Raw genomic sequence first — 19,554 nt, forward strand, 5'->3', positions numbered from 1 at the left:
ACATCACCATTTACCGTCAGTCTGACCATTATGCAGACTGTTCCATCCTTGTTTACTTGATTCTTTCTAACATAGAAGAGAATCTTAAATGTACTCTTGCTCATATACCTTGCTTTTTATGTCCGTAACAATGGGATTATTATTACCACTGCAAAGGAACGATTAACAATTAGTTTATGAATGGACATCTAAGAGACAACGAGCTATAAATCAGCAACTTAACATCAAAATCATTCCTACTTTATTTCGCTCAATTTTCAGTAACGATTTAGTAACACTACTTTGTCCAAACGGGGCATTTTCTTGTCTTTTGCTTGTCTGCCGACAAAACGAAAAAAAGTCCCGTAAAACCTTGATTTTACGGGACTTGTCTTAACTTTTCCACTATTTGTCTTTAGTGTTCAGCGGAGAGACAGGGATTCGAACCCCGGGTACCTCGCAGTACAACGGTTTTCAAGACCGCCGCAATCGACCACTCTGCCACCTCTCCAAAACTTCTCTTTCAAGAAGTGCTCTTCTCTTAAAGCGCTGCAAAGGTACGAATCATTTTTAATTCTGCAAACTTCTTTTCTATTTTTTCGTGAATTAATAGTACTTTTGCGCCATGATATATCCGCAGAACTTTGAACAGAAGATAGGTTTCGACCAAATACGCCAATTACTGAAAGAAAAATGCCTCAGTACACTTGGCGAAGAAAGAGTGGCAGACATGGCATTCTCCGACCGTTTTCAGGAAGTAGAAGAACGGCTGGACCAAGTCACCGAATTTGTACGCATACTTCAAGAAGAAGATAACTTCCCGGCACAATACTTTTTTGATGTACGCCCGTCCCTGAAACGTATACGGGTGGAAGGCATGTATCTGGACGAACAGGAACTTTTCGACCTGCGCCGTTCCTTAGAGACAATACGTGATATCGTGCGCTTCCTGCAGAAAAGCGAGGATAACGAAAAAGAAGAAGAAAGCGCCTCCCCCTACCCTTGCCTGAAACGGCTTGCCGGAGATATCACCGTGTTCCCGCAACTCATCGGTAAAATCAACGGCATACTTTCTCCCTACGGGAAAATAAAAGATAGCGCATCGGCAGAACTGGCACGCATCCGCCGCGAGCTGGCAAGCACGATGGGAAGTATTTCGCGCTCATTGAACAGCATCCTGCGCAATGCCCAATCGGAAGGTGTCGTAGACAAGGACGTAACACCCACAATGCGCGACGGGCGATTAGTCATTCCGGTAGTACCCGCTTTGAAACGAAAAATAAAGGGCATCATACACGACGAATCCGCCAGTGGAAAGACCGTATTCATCGAGCCTGCCGAAGTGGTAGAAGCCAACAACCGCATCCGCGAACTCGAAGGAGACGAGCGGCGGGAAATTATCCGTATCCTTATGGAGTTCTCCAATCTTTTGCGCCCGTCTATCCCCGATGTTTTGCTGTCGTATGAATTTCTTGCGGAAATAGACTTTATACGCGCCAAAGCCCTGTTTTCCGAACAAATTACCGGACTGAAACCGGCGTTCGAAAACAAACAGGTCTTAGATTGGACAATGGCAGTGCACCCGCTACTGCAACTCTCTCTTGCCAAACACGGAAAAAAAGTAGTGCCATTAGACATAGAACTGAACGAAAAGCAACGCATCCTCATCATTTCCGGTCCGAATGCCGGCGGAAAATCCGTCTGCCTGAAAACCGTAGGACTACTGCAATACATGCTGCAATGTGGTTTGCTTGTCCCGATGCACGAACGTAGCCATGCCGGCATATTCAGCAACATCTTCATAGACATCGGCGATGAACAATCTATCGAAGACGACCTCAGCACCTATTCCTCGCACCTTACGAATATGAAGATAATGATGAAGACCTGCAACGAACGCAGCCTTATCCTTATCGATGAATTTGGCGGTGGCACGGAGCCCCAAATTGGCGGAGCGATAGCCGAAGCGGTACTGAAACGTTTCAACCATAAGCAGACTTTCGGGGTCATCACCACGCACTACCAAAACCTGAAACATTTTGCCGAAGACCACGAAGGAGTGGTAAACGGCGCCATGCTCTACGACCGCCACCTGATGCAGGCACTGTTTCAGCTACAGATAGGCAATCCGGGCAGTTCATTCGCCGTGGAGATTGCCCGTAAAATCGGCTTGCCGGAAGACGTTATCGCCGATGCTTCGGAGATTGTAGGCAGCGAATACATCAATGCCGACAAATACCTGCAAGACATCGTGCGCGACAAACGCTATTGGGAAGGCAAACGCCAGACCATCCGGCAACGCGAAAAGCACATGGAAGAAACAATTGCCCGCTACCAGGCGGAAATAGAAGAATTGCAGAAATCGCGCAAGGAGATTTTGCGAAAAGCCAAAGAGGAAGCGGAACAACTGATGCAGGAAGCCAACGCCCGCATTGAAAACACCATCCGCACCATTAAAGAGGTGCAGGCTGAAAAGGAAAAGACCCGCCAGGTGCGGCAGGAATTAAATGATTTCCGCGAGTCTATGGAAGCCCTTGCCGCCAAAGAGCAGGAAGAGAAGATTGCCCGCAAAATAGAGAAGCTGAAAGAAAAGCAAAACCGGAAGAAAGAAAAAAAGACCAACAAGGGTCAGGAGAATGCGTTGTCCGCACAAGCGTTGGCAGAACAACAGGCACGGAAAGAAGCCGAGCGCCTGGCGGCAATACTTCCGGGAAGCAATGTCAAGATAAAAGGACAAACCTCAGTAGGTGAAGTACTGGAAATAAACGGCAAGAATGCCATCGTCATATTCGGCAGCATCAAAACCACCGTCAAGGTGGATAGGCTGGAACGCACAAACGCGCAACCCAAACAAGCCGACGTCTCTACCAAAAGCACTTACATCAGTTCGCAAACCCAAGACAGCATGTACGAAAAGAAGCTGAACTTCAAGCAAGACATCGATGTGCGCGGCATGCGCGGTGATGAAGCCTTGCAGGCAGTGACCTACTTCATAGACGATGCAATACTGGTAGGAATGTCGCGCGTACGCATCCTGCATGGCACAGGCACAGGCATCCTACGCACCCTCATCCGCCAATATCTGCAAACCGTGTCCGGCGTAAGCCATTTTGCCGACGAACATATACAGTTCGGCGGAGCAGGAATCACGGTAGTAGATTTAAGTTAACCGAGAACCCGGAAATACAAATCAGAAAACAAAGGCGTCATAAATCCAATAACCCAATAACCTATTAGCAAGATGAAATCAATCAAAGAACTCTATCGTATCGGTACAGGTCCTTCAAGCAGCCACACCATGGGACCCCGTAAGGCTGCCGAGATATTTCTGGAAAAACATCCGGATGCGGCGGCATTCACAGTTACGCTATATGGCAGCTTGGCAGCCACAGGCAAAGGCCACATGACCAATATCGCCATCACCGAAGTGCTGCAACCGACGGCACCTGTAGAGATTATCTGGGAACCCAAGATTTTCCTTCCTTTCCACCCTAACGGAATGAAATTCGTTGCCGTAGACAAAGAGGGGAAAGAAACCGACCAATGGACCGTGTTCAGCATTGGCGGCGGAGCTTTGGCAGAAGAGAACGACGGGATATCCTCGGTCAATACTCCCGATGTATATTCCATGAACAACATGACGGAAATCCTGCAATGGTGCGAACGTACAGGGAAGAGTTATTGGGAATATGTCAAAGAATGTGAGAACAGCGACATCTGGGACTACCTGCAAGAAGTATGGAAAACCATGCAGGATGCCGTGAAACGAGGACTGGAACAAGAGGGTGTATTACCCGGCCCGCTGAACCTGCGCCGTAAAGCCTCAACCTATTACATACGTGCCAGCGGATATAAACAATCCCTGCAATCGCGCGGACTGGTATTCGCCTACGCATTGGCCGTGAGTGAGGAAAACGCCTCGGGCGGGGTGATTGTCACTGCCCCTACATGCGGTTCGTGCGGTGTGATGCCTGCCGTACTTTACCACCTCTCAAAGAGCCGCGATTTCAGCGACACACGCATCTTGCGTGCGCTTGCCACAGCCGGACTGATAGGAAATATAGTAAAGACCAACGCTTCCATTTCGGGTGCGGAAGTGGGATGCCAGGGTGAAGTCGGTGTAGCCTGCGCAATGGCCTCGGCGGCAGCCAACCAACTGTTTGGCGGCAGCCCCGCACAAATAGAGTATGCCGCAGAAATGGGATTGGAACACCATTTGGGAATGACCTGCGATCCTGTATGCGGCTTGGTACAGATTCCATGTATAGAGCGGAATGCCTATGCCGCCGCACGTGCTTTGGATGCCAACCTCTACTCCTCGTTCACAGACGGCATGCACCGCGTATCTTTCGACAGAGTGGTAGAGGTTATGAAAGAAACCGGAAACGACCTGCCCTCACTCTACAAGGAAACAAGCGAGGGAGGACTGGCTAAAGATTATAAACCGATGTAGGCAGTTTGCAAACCGGCATCAATCATCCATGCTGACAAACTTGCCTTTGCTGTTGAACTTCAAAGAGTAGTCGTTACCGAGTTCAACCTCCATCCCACTGCGTTCGCGTTCAATCTTGACGATAACCTCCTGTGGGAAATTTCTTTTTACATACTCTCTCACAGATACCGGGACCAATGCTTCGGGCACGGCAGTCTTATCGCAGTCCACTTCAGTCCAATTGCCGTTGCCGTCAAAATCAATCTCAGTACGATTTGCCAATGACACCTCATACTTTTTGGACCCCAGCATCCCGGTTTCAATCTTAATACGCGAGACTTGCTGCTTGGCAAAATACTGATTGATAAAGTTGCGGGCAGCCAAAGGCAACCGCTTGGTATCTTGTGTAATGACATCGCCGGCAAAGGCAAACTGAACGGCTGCAAGAGCCAATACAAGGACAGATAATACTTTCTTCATAATTGTTATTTTTTTAATGTTACCAAGAGCCGGGTTAAATTCTCTTTGAATGCCGGACAAAATTCAAGCAGGCTCTAATTTGTTACGTATAATTCACACTATAAATAACGGCAAAGCATCAAGAAAGGTTTCGGGAAGACCGGAGCCGGCAATTATTTTTTATTTTCTTTAACAAGCAGAAACTTCATGTACCTTCCTCATACACGTCTTCCAGCAGTTCCTCTTTTGTCACAGAAATTCTGCCATCGGCAGACACTGTCAATATAAAAGGTATGTAAAGATCCGTTTGCGGATAGCAGATGCTGGCAGCATAGACAATACCCTGGGGAGTGGTCTTGTCATATACCAACCCTTCCAGAATGGCATATTTCATAAACCGGGTCTCGACCAGCGAAGCAAAACTGTTCTTCGTAAACACCTTGTCCACAATCGGTTTACCGTCACAGGTGATGCGCAAGGCAATGCTGTTATCCACAAACCTCTCCCCTTGCTCACTCTTTATAATGGGCAAACTTTCATCCGGCCGGCGGACAACGGACGAACGATACTCCTTACCTTTGTAAGTAATAGTCACTTTCGTATCGGAAACCTGCATACGCTGTGGAGCAGATATCACCGCGCTGTCTTTCATCAATATCTGTACATCGTTTCCGTTTTTATCCTGTAATGTACAGGAAACGGCAAACAGCGCCACTATACCAAACACTACATAAACAACAGTTTTCATTGTTCCTTTTTTTTAATTGACAAAGAAACAAAAAGAGTAGGAAAAATACAAATGTAAGCCATTAAAAACGATAGAGGGGGCATGTCTTTTTCTTTTACAGGAGTTAAAGAAGTTATCACTTCGCTCCGCTTCGTCAGAAGTTAAAGAAGTTAGAGCTGATACTCTGGCGTATGCACTCACAGCAGTATCGGCTTTTAACGAACCAAGTAGACTTGTCGGATGACACCTTCCCTCAACACCCTCTAACTCCTCTAAACGAAAAGCCGTTTCCTTGGGAAACGTTCTCAAAAGACTATGACAAAATCGGAAAACCGGAAGATGCTTTGAGCGAAGCCGATGCCGGACAAAATCTGAACAGGCTCTGAAAACAGCCGGAAAAACCTTTTTGTCTTTTTGTTATTATACCTGTACTTTCTGACAGTTTGTATTTTCCAATCCCGCAGAATCGCCTGTTTCCGTCCCGATGTGCTGCCGGCGGGAAAAAACGAAACGGGAAACACCCAACTACGGCATACTCAAGGCAATAGCGAAATCCTTACAAACCAACCGGAGCGGAAAAACGCCGGAAATGCCGTGTGCGGACATCCCGTTTGCCGGATATTGGTGTTTGCGGCGATGGACATTAATGCCGCTTATGATGAACATTAATGTCTATCGCGAGGGACATTAATGCCGCTCACGTCAGACACTAACATCCATCGGCTGAAATGCCGGTATCCAACGGAAGAAAAACTTATTTTTTGCATAAACGGCGCATCTTTATCGAGGAAAGAAGTATATCTATCCGTACTTTATGCAAACCGCTCCTGTTTCGGAAGAAAGGCACATGGATGGGAGTAAGCAAAAAGAATATTTTACTGTCTTTTTATCATAGAACAGAGGCAATCCCCTATCTTTATGCATCCACAAAGAAAGAACCGGTTCCGCTCAAATATTTTTTGACAGTTCCATCAGGATATGCCATCTTCCCGACTTTCTCCGTCACACAACCCTCCCACCCCTCGGGCAAGCCCAAAACATCTCCATAGAAACCCTCAAAAGGTTATACCAAAATCAAAAAAAATAAAAGACGTTCCGGGCAAAGCTAATGCCGGGCAGAATTAAAAACAGGCTCCAATACATTTTGAAAACTTCAGAAGCGGCAAACAAAAATACGTTGTATCAGACCTTTAATCTTTCAACTTCCTTATTTCTATCCTCTATATATGCACGAACCTGATTTAATATATTCTCCTGGCTAATCTCATGATACTGTTTTAATACATCATTCAGAATGGAATATTCGTTCCAATCATTTCCATAGATTACATGTGTCAACCTCGCTAAATTCAATCGATTGTGTTTGGCATAATCTTCCATTCGCTTGACTTGCACTTCCCTGCAGTGCCAATCATTAGAAGGAATATTCAACAAAATCTGCAGACAGTCCAATAGCTCCAACCATAGTGTATGGTTTCTTTTTTGTTCAATCAAAAAAGGAATTGCTTCAAATTGCCGAGCCGTATAATGTAAGGCGAATTGACTGTATTTATTCATTGCAGATTGATATATTCCTCTTAACTTTTCCATTGAAATCTGTTTCGGAAACTTCCTTTCCAAACAAAACAAATAAACAAATTCCAACTGTTTGAAATCATACAATTGCAAATACAGACTTAAACGTTCAATTTCTTTTTCCAAATTCTTTTTCGCCTCCTTGTATTCATTTTTCTTACATTCTAAAAAACAAGCATCCTGTCTCTCTTTTTCATAATCCTTCCTGTTTTGAAACAATATATAGAGAGCTATCAAACCGGTCAAAAGGCTGCCACTATAAGTAGCCCAGAAATCAAGCCATATCACTTCAGGCCTATTACCGTCAACATTGTCACCAATAACGCTTGTGAAGGGATATCTTAATATCCAATTCAACAAGACCGGATATAAGACAATCGCCCCTATAACAAACAATGTTTTTGTTATGAACCTGATTCTTTCTTTTTTCATCACATTCCATTTTTATACCACACTACTCCAAACCTTATCATTTCTTCAACTCCTATGCCGTAAGCGAAAAAACCGTAAGCCAAGAGGGTGCATCGCGAGCTAAAGAACCGTCACAATGCCTTCCAGAACTTCCGGAAATCCCGGTACCTTCCATAGCAAACCAATTGGTCGCCCGCCTGTATCAGGTCATTGTCCGGCAGTTCGTTCACAACATCATGTTCCGTGAAAGAGATTCCCAAGCAGTTCTTCAACTTCTCGGCACGTTTCAGGGCAAGCAGCTTCAAACCGAACTCGCTATCGAGTTTCAGTTCATTGACATTGTAACCGACAAACCTTTCGGGCACCGTGAACTTCATGACATAGTAATTGGAATCTACGCGGAAAGTCTCGATGTCCGCACCAAATTCCAACAGATGCACCAGACCGCGCGCCGCATCTTCTTCGGGTGTAAGGATACGTTCCAACCCGAAAGCCTCAAGCACCGAACGGTGAACGTTATCAATGGCACGGGCATAAATGCGCTTCACCTTTTTCCGTTTCAACAACGCCACCACACGAATGGATGCGCCGAAATTCTCACCGATAGCCACAATCACCACATCTACATTGTTCAGCGGGAGCACGGACAAAGCCTGTTCGTCAGTCGCATCAATCACGAACGCGGTTGCTATCTTGTCCTTCAGGCTGTCCACACGGCCGACACTGGTATCCGCCCCTATCACTTCGTGCCCCAAGGCGGAAAGTTCCTCGGCAAGCACATGACCGTAATTTCCTAAACCGATAATAATATACTTCATAAGATTTATGATTTTAGAGATAGTATAGGCTGCCTATACACACTCGCTTACACTAATTAATAATAATCTGCCCGCTCGGACACTGATACTTCGTATGTTTCTTCTGCTTAATGATGCCGAGCATCAACGTTATCAACCCCACGCGCCCCACGAACATCAGAAGCACCACCAGCAGTTTGCTGTCGCTGCCCAACAGAGGGGTGACATTCAAGCTGGAACCGACGGTGCTGATGGCGGAGACGCACTCGAAAGTTATTGCCAACAAGGATAGTTCCGGCTCCAACATACTGATAACGAACACAAAGACAAACAGTACGCCAAACGACATCACTACCGTTGCATTGGAACGGCGAATGGAATCGTAAGACAGCTCACGCCCGAACACTTCCACCCGTTCCGTCCCGCGCAACACTGCCACAAGATTCAACACCACGACTGCAAAAGCATTCACCTTGATGCCACCCGCCGTGGATTGCGAACCACCGCCAATCCACATAAGAAGAAGGTAAAGCAACAAAGTCTGTACACTAAGACCCGCCAAATCCACACTGGAGAAACCTGCCGTGCGGGGACAAGCGGCATTGAAGAACGCCTGTGTCCACTTATCGGCAACCGGCATGCCCGCAAACGATGCGTTCCACTCGAAGAAAGCAATGCCTGCCGTGCCCGCTACCAACAGCAGAAACGTGACAATCAGCGCAATGCGCGTATTCAGGTTATAAAGATGGCGGAAACGGCGACCATCCCACTGCCATGTACGCAGGAATTGCCAGAAGCGGCGTATGTGGTAAAGGATAATATCTTTGAAATTCACCAATATCGGAAAGCCGATACCGCCAAGGATAATCAATAAGGAGATGTATATATAGAACGGATTATGCCCTTCCATCAACAACGGATTGCCCAAATTGCCCGGCATAGTGGAAAAGCCTGCATTGCAGAACGCCGATATGGAGTGGAAAGCCGAGAAAGCCAGTTCCTCACGTATATCCATACCCATTGTGCCATGAATATCGCTCCAGATGGCAAGCATTCCCGCCCCCTCTATCGCCAAGGTAAAACCAAGGATATAGACCAACGTGGACAGCAGTGAGTTCAATGAATCGGAACTGACCATGTCGCGCACTACCAACTGGTTATACAAAGAGGTGTTGCCCATAAAGAACATCGCGAAGAAACTTGTCAGCGTCATCACCCCCAGGCCGCCAATCTGAATCAGCAGGACAATGATTGTCAAACCCGTCGGCGTAAAGGCAGACGCCACATCTACCGAAGTGAGTCCCGTCACACACACCGCGCTGGTGGAGATGAAGAGCGAATCCACCCACGAAATGCCCGCCACCGTGGAACGGGGAAGCATGAGCAGTCCCGCCCCGATGAGTATGATAATCAGGAAACTGACAGCCAGGATGAGCGAAGGATTGGTACGGCGTCCCAGCAACCGCACCAAGCCGTAAGACAAATTCAGGAAAGAGAGCAGCAACAGCAATACAAGATGATACATCTTCCCGTTCAGGAAATCCCAAACAGCCTGTATTCCCCCCTCGACTTCCGGACGATGAAAAATCACCGGAACCAACGTCAGGTAAAGCAAGCAAGTCAATATCCACGTCAACTTGCTGAATGTCCGCTTCGTATCCTTATACTCCAATATGATATGCAGGGATATGTCAATCAGGAAAACAAGCCATACTCCATGATACAGACGCTGCAACCGGTGTGCCTCCTCGGCCGAGATTGTAAATCCGTGTTCATACACCAAACCGACAATCAGCAGAATGGACGCCAGGTAGGTCAAGGTGGTCATTATCCCCAACGCCACACGTATATAAGGATGAATCCATTTGTTCTGGTACAACAGGAATTTGTGATAAAGCTTCATAAACACATAAATTAATGAAACGCGGCAAACATAGACAAATCTGCCTTTATAAACAAAAAACAATAGAAAAAAGAAATTGTTTTAAAAATAATAGCTACATTTGGACACTGAATTACACTTAATATTTAGAACCACTATGAGCAATAAGACAAAAAGATTCTTTCTTTCGGAAGACGAAATCCCACGTTACTGGTACAACATACAAGCGGACATGGTGAACAAACCCATGCCGCCGCTCAACCCCGCCACCAAGCAACCGCTGAAGGCGGAAGACATGTATCCTATTTTCGCAAAGGAACTTTGCCATCAGGAACTCAACCAGACGGATGCCTGGATTGAGATTCCCGAACGCGTGCGCGAAATGTACAAGTACTACCGAAGCACTCCGCTGGTACGCGCCTACGGACTGGAACAAGCGCTCGACACACCGGCACACATCTATTTCAAGAACGAAAGTGTCAGCCCGATGGGTTCACATAAACTGAATTCCGCCATACCGCAGGCTTACTACTGCAAGCAGGAAGGCGTAACCAATGTCACCACCGAAACCGGAGCCGGACAGTGGGGAGCCTCGCTGGCATACGCCGCCCGGCTCTTCGGATTGGAAGCCGCCGTATATCAAGTAAAAATCAGCTACGAGCAAAAGCCGTATCGCCGCAGCATCATGCAGACATTCGGTGCGCAGGTCACTCCCTCCCCGTCCATGTCTACCCGTGCCGGAAAGGATGTGCTGACCGCCCACCCCAACCATCAGGGCTCGCTGGGAACGGCTATCTCCGAAGCTATCGAACTGGCACGCACCACTCCCAATTGTAAATACACGCTCGGCTCCGTATTGAGCCACGTCACCCTGCATCAAACCATAATCGGGCTGGAAGCCGAGAAACAGATGGAAATGGCGGGCGAATATCCCGATACGGTCATCGCCTGCTTTGGCGGCGGCTCCAACTTCGGCGGTATTGCATTCCCGTTCATGCGCCACACCATCCTTGAAGGCAAGCAGACACGTTTCATCGCTGCCGAACCGGACTCCTGCCCGAAGCTGACACGCGGTAAATTCCAATATGACTTCGGTGATGAGGCAGGATATACCCCGTTGCTGCCGATGTTTACATTGGGACATAACTTCGCTCCCGCCAACATTCATGCCGGCGGTCTGCGCTATCACGGTGCAGGCGTCATCGTGTCGCAACTGCTGAAAGACGGCTATATGGAAGCAATGGACATCAAGCAACTCGAATCATTCGAAGCCGGTTGCCTTTTCGCACAGGCAGAGGGCATTATTCCCGCACCTGAATCTTGCCACGCCATAGCAGCCGCTATCCGCGAAGCAAATAAATGCAAGGAAACAGGAGAAGAGAAAGTTATCCTGTTCAATCTGTCCGGACACGGTCTCATCGACATGGCATCGTACGACAAGTATCTTGCCGGCGATTTGCAGAACTATGAACTGACCGACAACGACATCCGGAAGAATCTGGATGAAATAGGCAGTCTGGCTTAATAACAAGCGGGCTTTTCATTTTCCTTTAATGCAAAGCCGCGTCATTCAACTCTGCCATTCAGAACGTAGTGAAGGATACCCTCTCCTGCTCATAAAGAGAACGGATTGGCTTCGCTCTGAATGATAGAGCCAAATGACGCGGCTATCAACATGCGGGGAGGCCTCCCCCACACATTATTATAGTATCAAGACTTCTGACCAGGACGGCGCGCCGTTTGTTTCTGTTTTCCCTGTGCGGCAGACTGCTTTTTTCTGCGGTCAAACTCTTTTCTCAGGTTATTGGCATTAGCCTGTTCCGTCCGGTAAATCCTCATAATCTGTTTGGGAGAAAGTATTTTCCTGAATTCATCATAATATTTCTCACGCACATCCAGTATCTTACGGCTTTGGGCAAAACGCTCCTTTATCTGCCGTTCTATTTCGGCATCCGTCAGCATCGGCTTAGGTTCCGGCTTTGTAACCGTTTTCTCCGCTCCCTGCTTTGCGGGAAATTTGCGGTTCATCATCCGGCATTCGCGCAATTCTTTCAAATAGTTCTGATAAACCGGAGTGAATTTGGCTGCAGTGGCATCGTCCAGCATCAATGCTCTTACCATTTGACCGGTCTGGCGTTCCATGAACTGTTCCGGTGTGCGGCGTTTCCTGTTTTCCTTATTTGCCTGGTTCTGAGCAGAGAGAGTGAATTGACAGCCTGCCATAAGGCAAGCCAGAAATACATAAACAAATCTTGCTTTCATAAATCTTTCTTTTTTAAGATAACATTATTAATTTAAAAATATATCGCTTTCGGAGAAGCTGACGAGCTCTTCCAACTCCTCGTCCGACATTTCATGAATCCATTGGTCGGCTGTTGCCGTACAGTTTTCGATGTCCAATGTCTGCAAATCGGAAGTTCCTCTCCCCGCCTGCCGAAAATGAGACGGCATGAAGAGGAGACTTGCCAATACGGCAGCCACAGCCATGCTTGCAGCAATGACCATCCGGAAACGACGCACTGCCGGCTTGCTGCCGTATGTATGTTGCCGCACCTTTTGCTGCATGTCCTCAAAGAAACCTTCGGGCACACGATAAGGCGTCCTCTTTCCTATATCATCAAAATCAAACTCTTTTTTCATAACCTTAATTATTTAATATGTACTCTTTAATCTTCTCCTTCGCATAATGATAATTCACCTTAAGCGTGTCAGCCTTGCTATCAAGGATATGGGCAATTTCCTCGTATTCAAGCTCATCATAATAACGAAGGTTGAATATCACCCGCTGCTTCTCCGGCAACTTCAGTATCGCTTCCTGAAATTTCACCGCCAGTTCATTTTCATAGTCCACATACTCGGAAGCCTTCAATTGGGAAATCAGACTCTCCTGAATGTCTTCGGTCGAGACGGTGTCCCGTTTTTTGCGGCTGTTCAGCAAGCGAAGGCTTTCATTCGTTGCAATCCGATAAATCCATGTACTCAACGAACTCTCATTGCGGAACTGCTCCCAATGCCTGTACACCTGAATAAAGACTTCCTGCAACACATCTTCCGCATCTTCATGCAACACCACCAAACGCCGTATATAGTAATATATCGGTTCTTGAAAACACTCCACCAACAGTTGAAACCCCTGTTGGCGGTTGGATTTATACAATTGCAGAATCTTATTTTCGTTTATCATCAGTTCATCCGGGTTTTACAGGTTAGAAACAGGAAAGGGAAGGAAGTTAAAACAAGGAGGGACCGATTTGTTGTTTATTAACAAAAAAAGCCGGGGCTGCATCTTCAGCAAGACACAGCCCCGGCTTATCTATTTAAGCTTACAGCAATTACCAGAACCTGTTTCGCTCGGGATTATACTCGAATCCCACCGCTTTCAGCGTCCGGACAATCACATCTTTCTCTACATTCATATCCTCACAAAGCGCATCCAGTGAAGGATAGAAATCACGCAATTTCATATTGATGAAACTATACAGCATCATCGGGTCTTCAGGCAATTTCATGGTCACAACCTTTGTTTAAATTAAAACTAATACCGCGGGCAAAAGTACAATAAAAAACAATAGGAAAGAGCATCATCCTTTGAAATCTGCAAGTTATCCATGCAAACGATTGAGAAGAGGTTTGGTTCGAAACCTCTTTCTTCCCCCGTCTTTAATCACGGTCTTTGGCAGAGCACTATAATCAATTAAAATGTTGCGGATTTCTCTGGCTGACGATGACATAGATGATTACCGGTGCCCCGATAACCGGCGTAACCGCATTCAAAGGAATAATACCCGACTCACCGGGCAGAATACAAATCAAATTGCAAAGCAGCGCCACTGCCCCCCCACTCAAGATAGTGACAGGCAGCAAGGAGTTATGATTGGCAGTACGCAATATCATACGGGCTATATGAGGCACAACAAGACCGATAAACGAAACCGGTCCGCAAAAAGCTGTGGTTATGGCGGTCAAGAGACCGGTGACAACCAAAAGCCAGTTCCGCACTTGACGTATATTGACTCCCAGATTCTCCGCATAACGCTCTCCCAGCAACAATACGTTCAGAGGTTTTATCAGCAACAAAGAACCGAACAGACCCGCAACGGTCACCATCGCAAAAGCAGGCATCTGTTGCAGGGAGACACCGCCAAAATTGCCCATTCCCCATATCATATAAGACTGTACCCCCTCTGCCGTAGCAAAAAAGTTCAGCAAAGCAATGGCGGACGAAGCGATGTATCCTATCATGATGCCCGTTATCAGCAGCATGACGTTGCTTTTCAACAGCGTGGAGAAGAAAAGGATAAGCCCCATTATCAGCATGGAGCCTGCAAACGCCCCTGCCAACACGGAAAAGAAGCCGGACAAACTGAACGTGCCCGCCGAAATGCTTCCGCCGAACAGCAACATCACCATTGCCACTCCCAGGCTTGCACCGGAATTTATACCTAATATGGAAGGACCTGCCAATGGATTTTTAAAAGCCGTCTGTAACATCAAACCGCAAACCGCCAGCGCGCTTCCGCAAAGCAACGCCGTCAAGGCTTGGGGCAAACGAGACTCCCATACAATAAAACTCCAACTTGCCTTTGCCCCTTCATGTCCCATCAGGATGCGGAATACATCGGATGCAGGAATCGCAACCGACCCCACCAACAGATTAGCCACAAACAGCAATACGATTACTATTCCTAATCCGGCGCCATATTTCCAACCTTTACTCATCAAGTTTGCAAAAATAGCGCAAACCGCCTAAATCTCCTATTTCAGGATGCAGAATTTGTATCAGGTCCGACAACAAATAATCCGGTCGGAATGGCGTTTCTTCATAAAAAGGGACTTTTGCCGTGTTGCATCCGTAAACATTCCGCGTCTTGAATGCCTTGAAGCCCGTGTAACCGATATAGTCGGCTTTCAAATCGGAATAGGTTATATCGCGGTCGCGATTGTACTTGATTGTCCAGACATCGGAATCGCCCGCCTTATCGAAGACCGTTTCGAAAGCCATAGGGACAGAGCCGCTATGCGGATTATCGGCAAAAGCATAATGCCCGCGGGCATCATTGAACAGACGTCCCGTTGTGCTACGTCCGCCCGGCACGTACCATGCCGAACCGCTTTTGAGTTCAGACACAATGGATAAAGAGGTAGACGAAAGTGCCGCCCGTCTTTCCAACCGCTTATAGCAACTGTCCACTTCGGCAAAAAGGCTGTCCGCCTGCGAAGCCACACCGAACAGCAGCCCGTAAAAACGCATCCATTCGGCACGTCCTAAGGCGGAAGTCTCCATATAATCGGCACACTCTATAACAGGAATGTCCAGTTTATCAATACGCCCGTAACCGCCACTGTTCTCAAAAGGAGAAAGCAGTATGGCATCGGGATGCAGGTCGATAATCTTTTCCATGTCGGGATTCATACCGTCGCCGCAGTCGGCAATCGTTCCATTACGGCATCCGTCCTGTATTGCCGGCAGCTTGATATACTTCAAATCGCAAACACCGCCTATACTGCCTGCAACTCCCAACTTATCCATAAGGCTACAATGAACCGCTGAATAAACTACCGATTTACGAAGAGGAGTACGGACGATTGTCCCTTCGGGCAGATGTGCAGGCAATGGTCGGGATGCCGGAATCAGAATGTAGGTATGCAAGGTTCTCAGCGTATCCCAGGGGTTGCGCAAGGTAGCGACGGTATAATCGGGATAAGACACCAATGTAAGGTTGCCGGCATAACGCAAGGGGATGGTGTCGCCGCAAATAAAAGCGGAAACAGCCTTGTTCTTTCCGCCGCAAGCGGAAAGAAGCAAGGCTGCCACTATTGCAAAAACAAATAAAGCTATGTTTCTCATGTCTAATTAAAAAATACAGCAGAATTGGGATTTTGACCGCCACAATCGAACTTGTCCACAAAAGTTCCGTCTTTCTTAAAGCGGTAGATATTGCCGTTGGCGGCAGAGAAATCAGTGACACCAATATAGATATCGCCGTTTTCATCATTCACCTGCAACATGGATATACTTGTTTCAGCCAATTCTTCAGGAGCATTTTTCAGGAAAGAAGACTCACTTAAGATTTTAGTCTTGATATTATAAGTACTGAAATGGTTGGTAGTGGCAGAGGTACTCCAATCGGTCAATGAATTAACCAAATATACCACATCGTCATCAGCTGCCATATAAGTTGCATTCCCAATGGTAGTCACCTTATTTCCATCAGCGGGATCAATCAACTGCAAAACATAACCCGATGCAGAAGAGAAGTCCCATGAAATCAGAAAGACCTTGTCTTCTTCCTCCATCAACATATTGGGATTAGACGCTACGACCAACGTTTCTTTCAAAGCAAAGCTATTCAGGTCTATTACAAACACATCAGTCAGATAGATAAATTCCGTGCCCTCTTGCTTATAGGAATTTGCCACATAAAGCATATTATTGCAAACCGCCACGCCTTCCAGATTATGGCCGCCCTCAATCGGCAACTTCTTCTCCACCTTTAGTGTATTAGCATTAATCTTAGCAATAACGCCCCCATAGAAAGAAGCATAGATATAACCGTCTTCGGCATCTATGGCACGGATACCGGCTTTCAGTTCCTGATCGTCCACAAACGATATGCGAACCTGCTCCACACCGGCTGCATTCAGTTTTACCAGATAGTTGGAACCATATACAGCCACATACATACAATCATCATACTCAATCATCGCCTGACCAAGGTCTCCCAACTTAGCCTTATTCTGCTTCTGGAATATATCGCCGATAAAATCAGCACCATCGTCAGGAGCATAAAAAGCGATGTTTGAATTGTTAGCTCCCCATGAACCTGCATTCAGGAAAAAGGCACGCACTTGCGGCAAAGCAACTGTCGAACCTGAATCATCTAACAAATCGTCATCATCACTACAAGATGAGAATGAAACACTCAACGCAAGCATGCAAAGCATACCGGCTAACAAACTTCTTACTTTCATAATTCTTACTTATTTAATTGGTTAAAATTCAATTGTCCCCGTCAGTCGCCACGAACGCCCCGGCATAGGATAATACTTTATCACATCATACTGTGCATCTGTCAAATTGACGGCTTCCGCCTGCAGGCGCAGCTTGCAACGCTTCAAAGAAAAATCCCTGGACAAGCTGGCAGTATGTTCCATATAACCATCAATCCTGTTCTCCGGTATATTCTGCGACATGCTATATCGTTCACTCACCCCCACAACGGAATATCCCACATTCACCCACGGCATTTCCAAGATGGCAGACACGTTCCCACTGTGTTCCGGCGTGTAAGGTAGCTGGTCTTTATAACTTTTTGAAGCAGGATCGGTCAGGTCAACAGCTCTCTGAAAGGTATATCCGGCGGATATGACAAGCGTGATATCCTTACTCAGCGAGGTTGCCGTTGCCAAGGTAGCATCCATTCCCGCAGCACGAACCTTTCCATAGTTAGCCATTTTCCACGCATAAGTGGTAGGGAATGCAACGATTTTATCTGTCACATCGTTATAATAGCCGTCAACCGTAACCGACATATAATCCAAAAAGGAGAAAACAGGCTTGCTCCATGTTATACCTATATTATACTCATTAGCCTTTTCCGGACGCAAGTTCCTGTTGCCCAACCGATAGTAGTACAAATCATTGAACGTAGGCATGCGGAACGTACTTTTATACATTAACCGCAAGAAAAACGAATGGTCGCGCCAAGGTTGCAGGCTAACCGCCAAAGAAGGAGCCAGACGTTGAAAATCGGCAGGCGCATCGCCCGTTTTCACCCGTTCGGCGGTATTGGTATAAATCAGCGAACCGGTAGCGGTTACCCCACCCTGCCGATAACGTGCGTTGAAAGCGGTCAATGAAGTATATCTTGTAGGAAAAGGACAGTCCGGCAAATTACTGCGCAACTTATTAACAATCCCGTCTTGCGCCAAAGAGAAAGACAAACAACTCCACGGACGGTATAACGCGGTTGCCGACAAATAATATTCATCCTGCCTGTGGACGGCACGGTACACCCCGTCTACATACTCATTGCCCTTGTCTTCGTATTTATTCCACCCATGATTATATTTGGCTTGTATCTGCATAGACCATTTCTGTGAAAATTGCTTTTTATAACGGGTTTGCACAAACGCATTCTCATCCCAAAGCATTTCGTCCGAAATCGGATTATAAAGCGTCACAGAACCGGGCAACCCTCTTTTCGAATAGAAATAGTAGGCTTTCAGTTCCAGGCTGCTACTGTCTTTAAAGGTATGGAATAAAGCCGGTTCTACCTGATAGGTATAGATGGCAGAATTATTGCGTTTCTCTTTTGTCACATACTTTCCGTTGACCAATGTAAACGGATAGTTGCCATCGGCACGCATATAATTAGCGTCTAAAGAAAAACGGGTACGTGCTCCCGATTTCTGCCACCAGCGGAATGAAGGACTGGCATATCCGAATGAGCCCCCCCGCATCTGTATCCGAAATGCCTGTTTACGTCCCTCCTCAAAATGAGGTTTTTCCGTTTCAATGCTTAATACGCCTGCCGAAGCATACATTCGTGCCGATTGCAGCAAATCTTCCGGCTGCCCGATATTCAAAGAGAGCATAGAGACATTATCCAACGAAAAGCGACCGATGTCTATCTGTCCCGCCTGGCAATTGCCTACAACCACCCCATCGTAACTGACAGCCGTATGTGCCGCTCCCATATTACGGACGGAAACGGTTTTCAATCCCCCTATTCCACCATAGTCTTTCACATCCGCACCGGTAAAACGCCGCACGGCATCTGCCATATTTTGTATGCCAAGCCTGCTGATATCCTGCTGCGACATAGTTTGTACGGGTACTGCCGTGGTTACTCTGTTGGGCAACCTGCGGGCTGTCACTGTCACTCTCTCTATCTGATGCACTTTCCCCGTTACCGTATCTTTCTCCACCATCTGTGCGGACAGAGAATATACATAAAAGAAAGCAACAGCACAGGCTATCCATGCTTTAGCTCTTTCTACCATGAGATAAATAAAGGTATCTTATACTATTCATACACTGACCGCTTTCCTCGAGCGGGCAATTTCTTAACTTCGTTTTGCAGGTCTTCTGACTTATTCCTAAATGTATTGCCTTCCCATCCTTCAAGAACAGTGGCGTTGGTATTTTAATACATCCTTAACGGAACTTACAGCAGCGGGACTGTCCGGGACTTTCACCCGATTCCCTTTTCATCCGCATCCCTGAACAGGAATGCAGAACAAAACAGCGGCAAAGATAGGAATATTTATATTAAGAAAGCTATCTTCA

17 protein-coding genes, 1 tRNA gene, 1 pseudogene and 1 riboswitch are annotated in these 19,554 nt (G+C 46.8%); of the genes and pseudogenes, 4 read left to right on the forward strand and 15 right to left on the reverse strand.

Features of this window, described 5'->3' with window-relative positions:
• Together QZ327_RS09765 and QZ327_RS09770 are read right to left on the reverse strand one after the other, a co-directional pair.
• Window positions 1–104: pseudogene (locus QZ327_RS09765) on the reverse strand (site-specific integrase); the annotation flags it as partial.
• Window positions 105–405: 301 nt separating this feature from the next.
• Window positions 406–490, reverse strand: a tRNA-Ser gene (locus QZ327_RS09770).
• Window positions 491–604: 114 nt separating this feature from the next.
• Here QZ327_RS09770 and QZ327_RS09775 point away from each other — a divergent pair.
• Window positions 605–3,148: a Smr/MutS family protein gene (locus QZ327_RS09775; RefSeq protein ID WP_294618869.1), complete on the forward strand. Its 2,544-nt coding sequence runs from the start codon at window positions 605–607 to the stop codon at window positions 3,146–3,148.
• A gap of 72 nt (window positions 3,149–3,220) precedes the next feature.
• A complete protein-coding gene (locus QZ327_RS09780; protein ID WP_294618870.1) occupies window positions 3,221–4,432 on the forward strand; it encodes an L-serine ammonia-lyase in 1,212 nt (403 codons plus the stop codon).
• Between the two features lie 18 nt (window positions 4,433–4,450).
• On the opposite strand, the gene QZ327_RS09785 is transcribed toward QZ327_RS09780, so the two are convergent.
• Window positions 4,451–4,891, reverse strand: a complete 441-nt coding sequence (locus tag QZ327_RS09785; protein ID WP_294618871.1) for a PepSY-like domain-containing protein — start codon at window positions 4,889–4,891, stop codon at window positions 4,451–4,453.
• A gap of 184 nt (window positions 4,892–5,075) precedes the next feature.
• Complete coding sequence (locus QZ327_RS09790; protein ID WP_294618872.1) at window positions 5,076–5,618, reverse strand: DUF4738 domain-containing protein; 543 nt, start codon at window positions 5,616–5,618, stop codon at window positions 5,076–5,078.
• Between the two features lie 393 nt (window positions 5,619–6,011).
• Here QZ327_RS09790 and QZ327_RS09795 point away from each other — a divergent pair, with 393 nt between their 5' ends.
• Window positions 6,012–6,266, forward strand: coding sequence for a hypothetical protein (locus QZ327_RS09795; RefSeq protein WP_294618873.1), 255 nt, complete (start codon window positions 6,012–6,014; stop codon window positions 6,264–6,266).
• Between the two features lie 513 nt (window positions 6,267–6,779).
• Here the strand turns inward: QZ327_RS09795 and QZ327_RS09800 are convergent.
• The 3 genes from QZ327_RS09800 to QZ327_RS09810 form a co-directional block, all read right to left on the reverse strand.
• The gene (locus QZ327_RS09800; RefSeq protein WP_294618874.1) at window positions 6,780–7,604 is read right to left on the reverse strand and encodes a hypothetical protein; all 825 of its coding nucleotides are present in this window, start codon (window positions 7,602–7,604) and stop codon (window positions 6,780–6,782) included.
• Window positions 7,605–7,714: 110 nt separating this feature from the next.
• Window positions 7,715–8,401 (reverse strand): TrkA family potassium uptake protein, encoded by a 687-nt coding sequence (locus QZ327_RS09805; RefSeq protein WP_294618875.1) that lies wholly within the window; start codon window positions 8,399–8,401, stop codon window positions 7,715–7,717.
• 52 nt (window positions 8,402–8,453) lie between these two features.
• A complete protein-coding gene (locus QZ327_RS09810; RefSeq protein ID WP_294618876.1) occupies window positions 8,454–10,283 on the reverse strand; it encodes a TrkH family potassium uptake protein in 1,830 nt (609 codons plus the stop codon).
• A 136-nt stretch (window positions 10,284–10,419) separates the two neighbouring features.
• Between QZ327_RS09810 and QZ327_RS09815 the strand changes: the two genes are divergently transcribed.
• Window positions 10,420–11,787 carry a TrpB-like pyridoxal phosphate-dependent enzyme gene (locus tag QZ327_RS09815; RefSeq protein WP_294618877.1) on the forward strand — a complete coding sequence of 456 codons (1,368 nt, stop codon included), beginning with the start codon at window positions 10,420–10,422 and terminating at the stop codon, window positions 11,785–11,787.
• Between the two features lie 185 nt (window positions 11,788–11,972).
• On the opposite strand, the gene QZ327_RS09820 is transcribed toward QZ327_RS09815, so the two are convergent.
• The 8 genes from QZ327_RS09820 to QZ327_RS09855 form a co-directional block, all read right to left on the reverse strand.
• Window positions 11,973–12,524, reverse strand: a complete 552-nt coding sequence (locus QZ327_RS09820) for a hypothetical protein (protein ID WP_294618878.1) — start codon at window positions 12,522–12,524, stop codon at window positions 11,973–11,975.
• Between the two features lie 27 nt (window positions 12,525–12,551).
• On the reverse strand, window positions 12,552–12,902 hold the full coding sequence (locus tag QZ327_RS09825; RefSeq protein ID WP_294618879.1) for a hypothetical protein: 351 nt from the start codon (window positions 12,900–12,902) through the stop codon (window positions 12,552–12,554).
• A gap of 4 nt (window positions 12,903–12,906) precedes the next feature.
• On the reverse strand, window positions 12,907–13,446 hold the full coding sequence (locus QZ327_RS09830) for an RNA polymerase sigma factor (RefSeq protein ID WP_294618880.1): 540 nt from the start codon (window positions 13,444–13,446) through the stop codon (window positions 12,907–12,909).
• A 148-nt stretch (window positions 13,447–13,594) separates the two neighbouring features.
• Window positions 13,595–13,771, reverse strand: a complete 177-nt coding sequence (locus QZ327_RS09835) for a DUF4250 domain-containing protein (protein ID WP_294618881.1) — start codon at window positions 13,769–13,771, stop codon at window positions 13,595–13,597.
• A gap of 181 nt (window positions 13,772–13,952) precedes the next feature.
• A complete protein-coding gene (locus QZ327_RS09840) occupies window positions 13,953–14,981 on the reverse strand; it encodes an iron ABC transporter permease (RefSeq protein ID WP_294618882.1) in 1,029 nt (342 codons plus the stop codon).
• On the reverse strand, window positions 14,974–16,110 hold the full coding sequence (locus QZ327_RS09845) for an ABC transporter substrate-binding protein (RefSeq protein ID WP_294618883.1): 1,137 nt from the start codon (window positions 16,108–16,110) through the stop codon (window positions 14,974–14,976). The genes QZ327_RS09840 and QZ327_RS09845 overlap by 8 nt, the downstream gene beginning before the upstream one ends.
• 2 nt (window positions 16,111–16,112) lie before the next feature.
• A complete protein-coding gene (locus QZ327_RS09850; RefSeq protein WP_294618884.1) occupies window positions 16,113–17,234 on the reverse strand; it encodes a YncE family protein in 1,122 nt (373 codons plus the stop codon).
• 21 nt (window positions 17,235–17,255) lie between these two features.
• Entirely contained in the window at window positions 17,256–19,268 is a 2,013-nt protein-coding gene (locus QZ327_RS09855) for a TonB-dependent siderophore receptor (protein ID WP_294618885.1), read from the reverse strand.
• A gap of 57 nt (window positions 19,269–19,325) precedes the next feature.
• A riboswitch (cobalamin riboswitch) is annotated at window positions 19,326–19,525 on the reverse strand.
• Between the last annotated feature and the right edge of the window lie 29 nt (window positions 19,526–19,554).

Source organism: uncultured Bacteroides sp. (assembly GCF_910578895.1).
Taxonomy (GTDB): domain Bacteria; phylum Bacteroidota; class Bacteroidia; order Bacteroidales; family Bacteroidaceae; genus Bacteroides.

What these genes read in the sequence shown, in the direction of transcription:
- QZ327_RS09775 (WP_294618869.1), top strand. Translation starts at nt 605, where the DNA reads ATGATATATCCGCAGAACTTTGAACAGAAGATAGGTTTCGACCAAATA.
- QZ327_RS09780 (WP_294618870.1), top strand. Translation starts at nt 3,221, where the DNA reads ATGAAATCAATCAAAGAACTCTATCGTATCGGTACAGGTCCTTCAAGC.
- QZ327_RS09785 (WP_294618871.1), bottom strand. Translation starts at nt 4,891, where the DNA reads ATGAAGAAAGTATTATCTGTCCTTGTATTGGCTCTTGCAGCCGTTCAG.
- QZ327_RS09790 (WP_294618872.1), bottom strand. Translation starts at nt 5,618, where the DNA reads ATGAAAACTGTTGTTTATGTAGTGTTTGGTATAGTGGCGCTGTTTGCC.
- QZ327_RS09800 (WP_294618874.1), bottom strand. Translation starts at nt 7,604, where the DNA reads ATGAAAAAAGAAAGAATCAGGTTCATAACAAAAACATTGTTTGTTATA.
- QZ327_RS09805 (WP_294618875.1), bottom strand. Translation starts at nt 8,401, where the DNA reads ATGAAGTATATTATTATCGGTTTAGGAAATTACGGTCATGTGCTTGCC.
- QZ327_RS09810 (WP_294618876.1), bottom strand. Translation starts at nt 10,283, where the DNA reads ATGAAGCTTTATCACAAATTCCTGTTGTACCAGAACAAATGGATTCAT.
- QZ327_RS09815 (WP_294618877.1), top strand. Translation starts at nt 10,420, where the DNA reads ATGAGCAATAAGACAAAAAGATTCTTTCTTTCGGAAGACGAAATCCCA.
- QZ327_RS09820 (WP_294618878.1), bottom strand. Translation starts at nt 12,524, where the DNA reads ATGAAAGCAAGATTTGTTTATGTATTTCTGGCTTGCCTTATGGCAGGC.
- QZ327_RS09825 (WP_294618879.1), bottom strand. Translation starts at nt 12,902, where the DNA reads ATGAAAAAAGAGTTTGATTTTGATGATATAGGAAAGAGGACGCCTTAT.
- QZ327_RS09830 (WP_294618880.1), bottom strand. Translation starts at nt 13,446, where the DNA reads ATGATAAACGAAAATAAGATTCTGCAATTGTATAAATCCAACCGCCAA.
- QZ327_RS09835 (WP_294618881.1), bottom strand. Translation starts at nt 13,771, where the DNA reads ATGAAATTGCCTGAAGACCCGATGATGCTGTATAGTTTCATCAATATG.
- QZ327_RS09840 (WP_294618882.1), bottom strand. Translation starts at nt 14,981, where the DNA reads ATGAGTAAAGGTTGGAAATATGGCGCCGGATTAGGAATAGTAATCGTA.
- QZ327_RS09845 (WP_294618883.1), bottom strand. Translation starts at nt 16,110, where the DNA reads ATGAGAAACATAGCTTTATTTGTTTTTGCAATAGTGGCAGCCTTGCTT.
- QZ327_RS09850 (WP_294618884.1), bottom strand. Translation starts at nt 17,234, where the DNA reads ATGAAAGTAAGAAGTTTGTTAGCCGGTATGCTTTGCATGCTTGCGTTG.
- QZ327_RS09855 (WP_294618885.1), bottom strand. Translation starts at nt 19,268, where the DNA reads ATGGTAGAAAGAGCTAAAGCATGGATAGCCTGTGCTGTTGCTTTCTTT.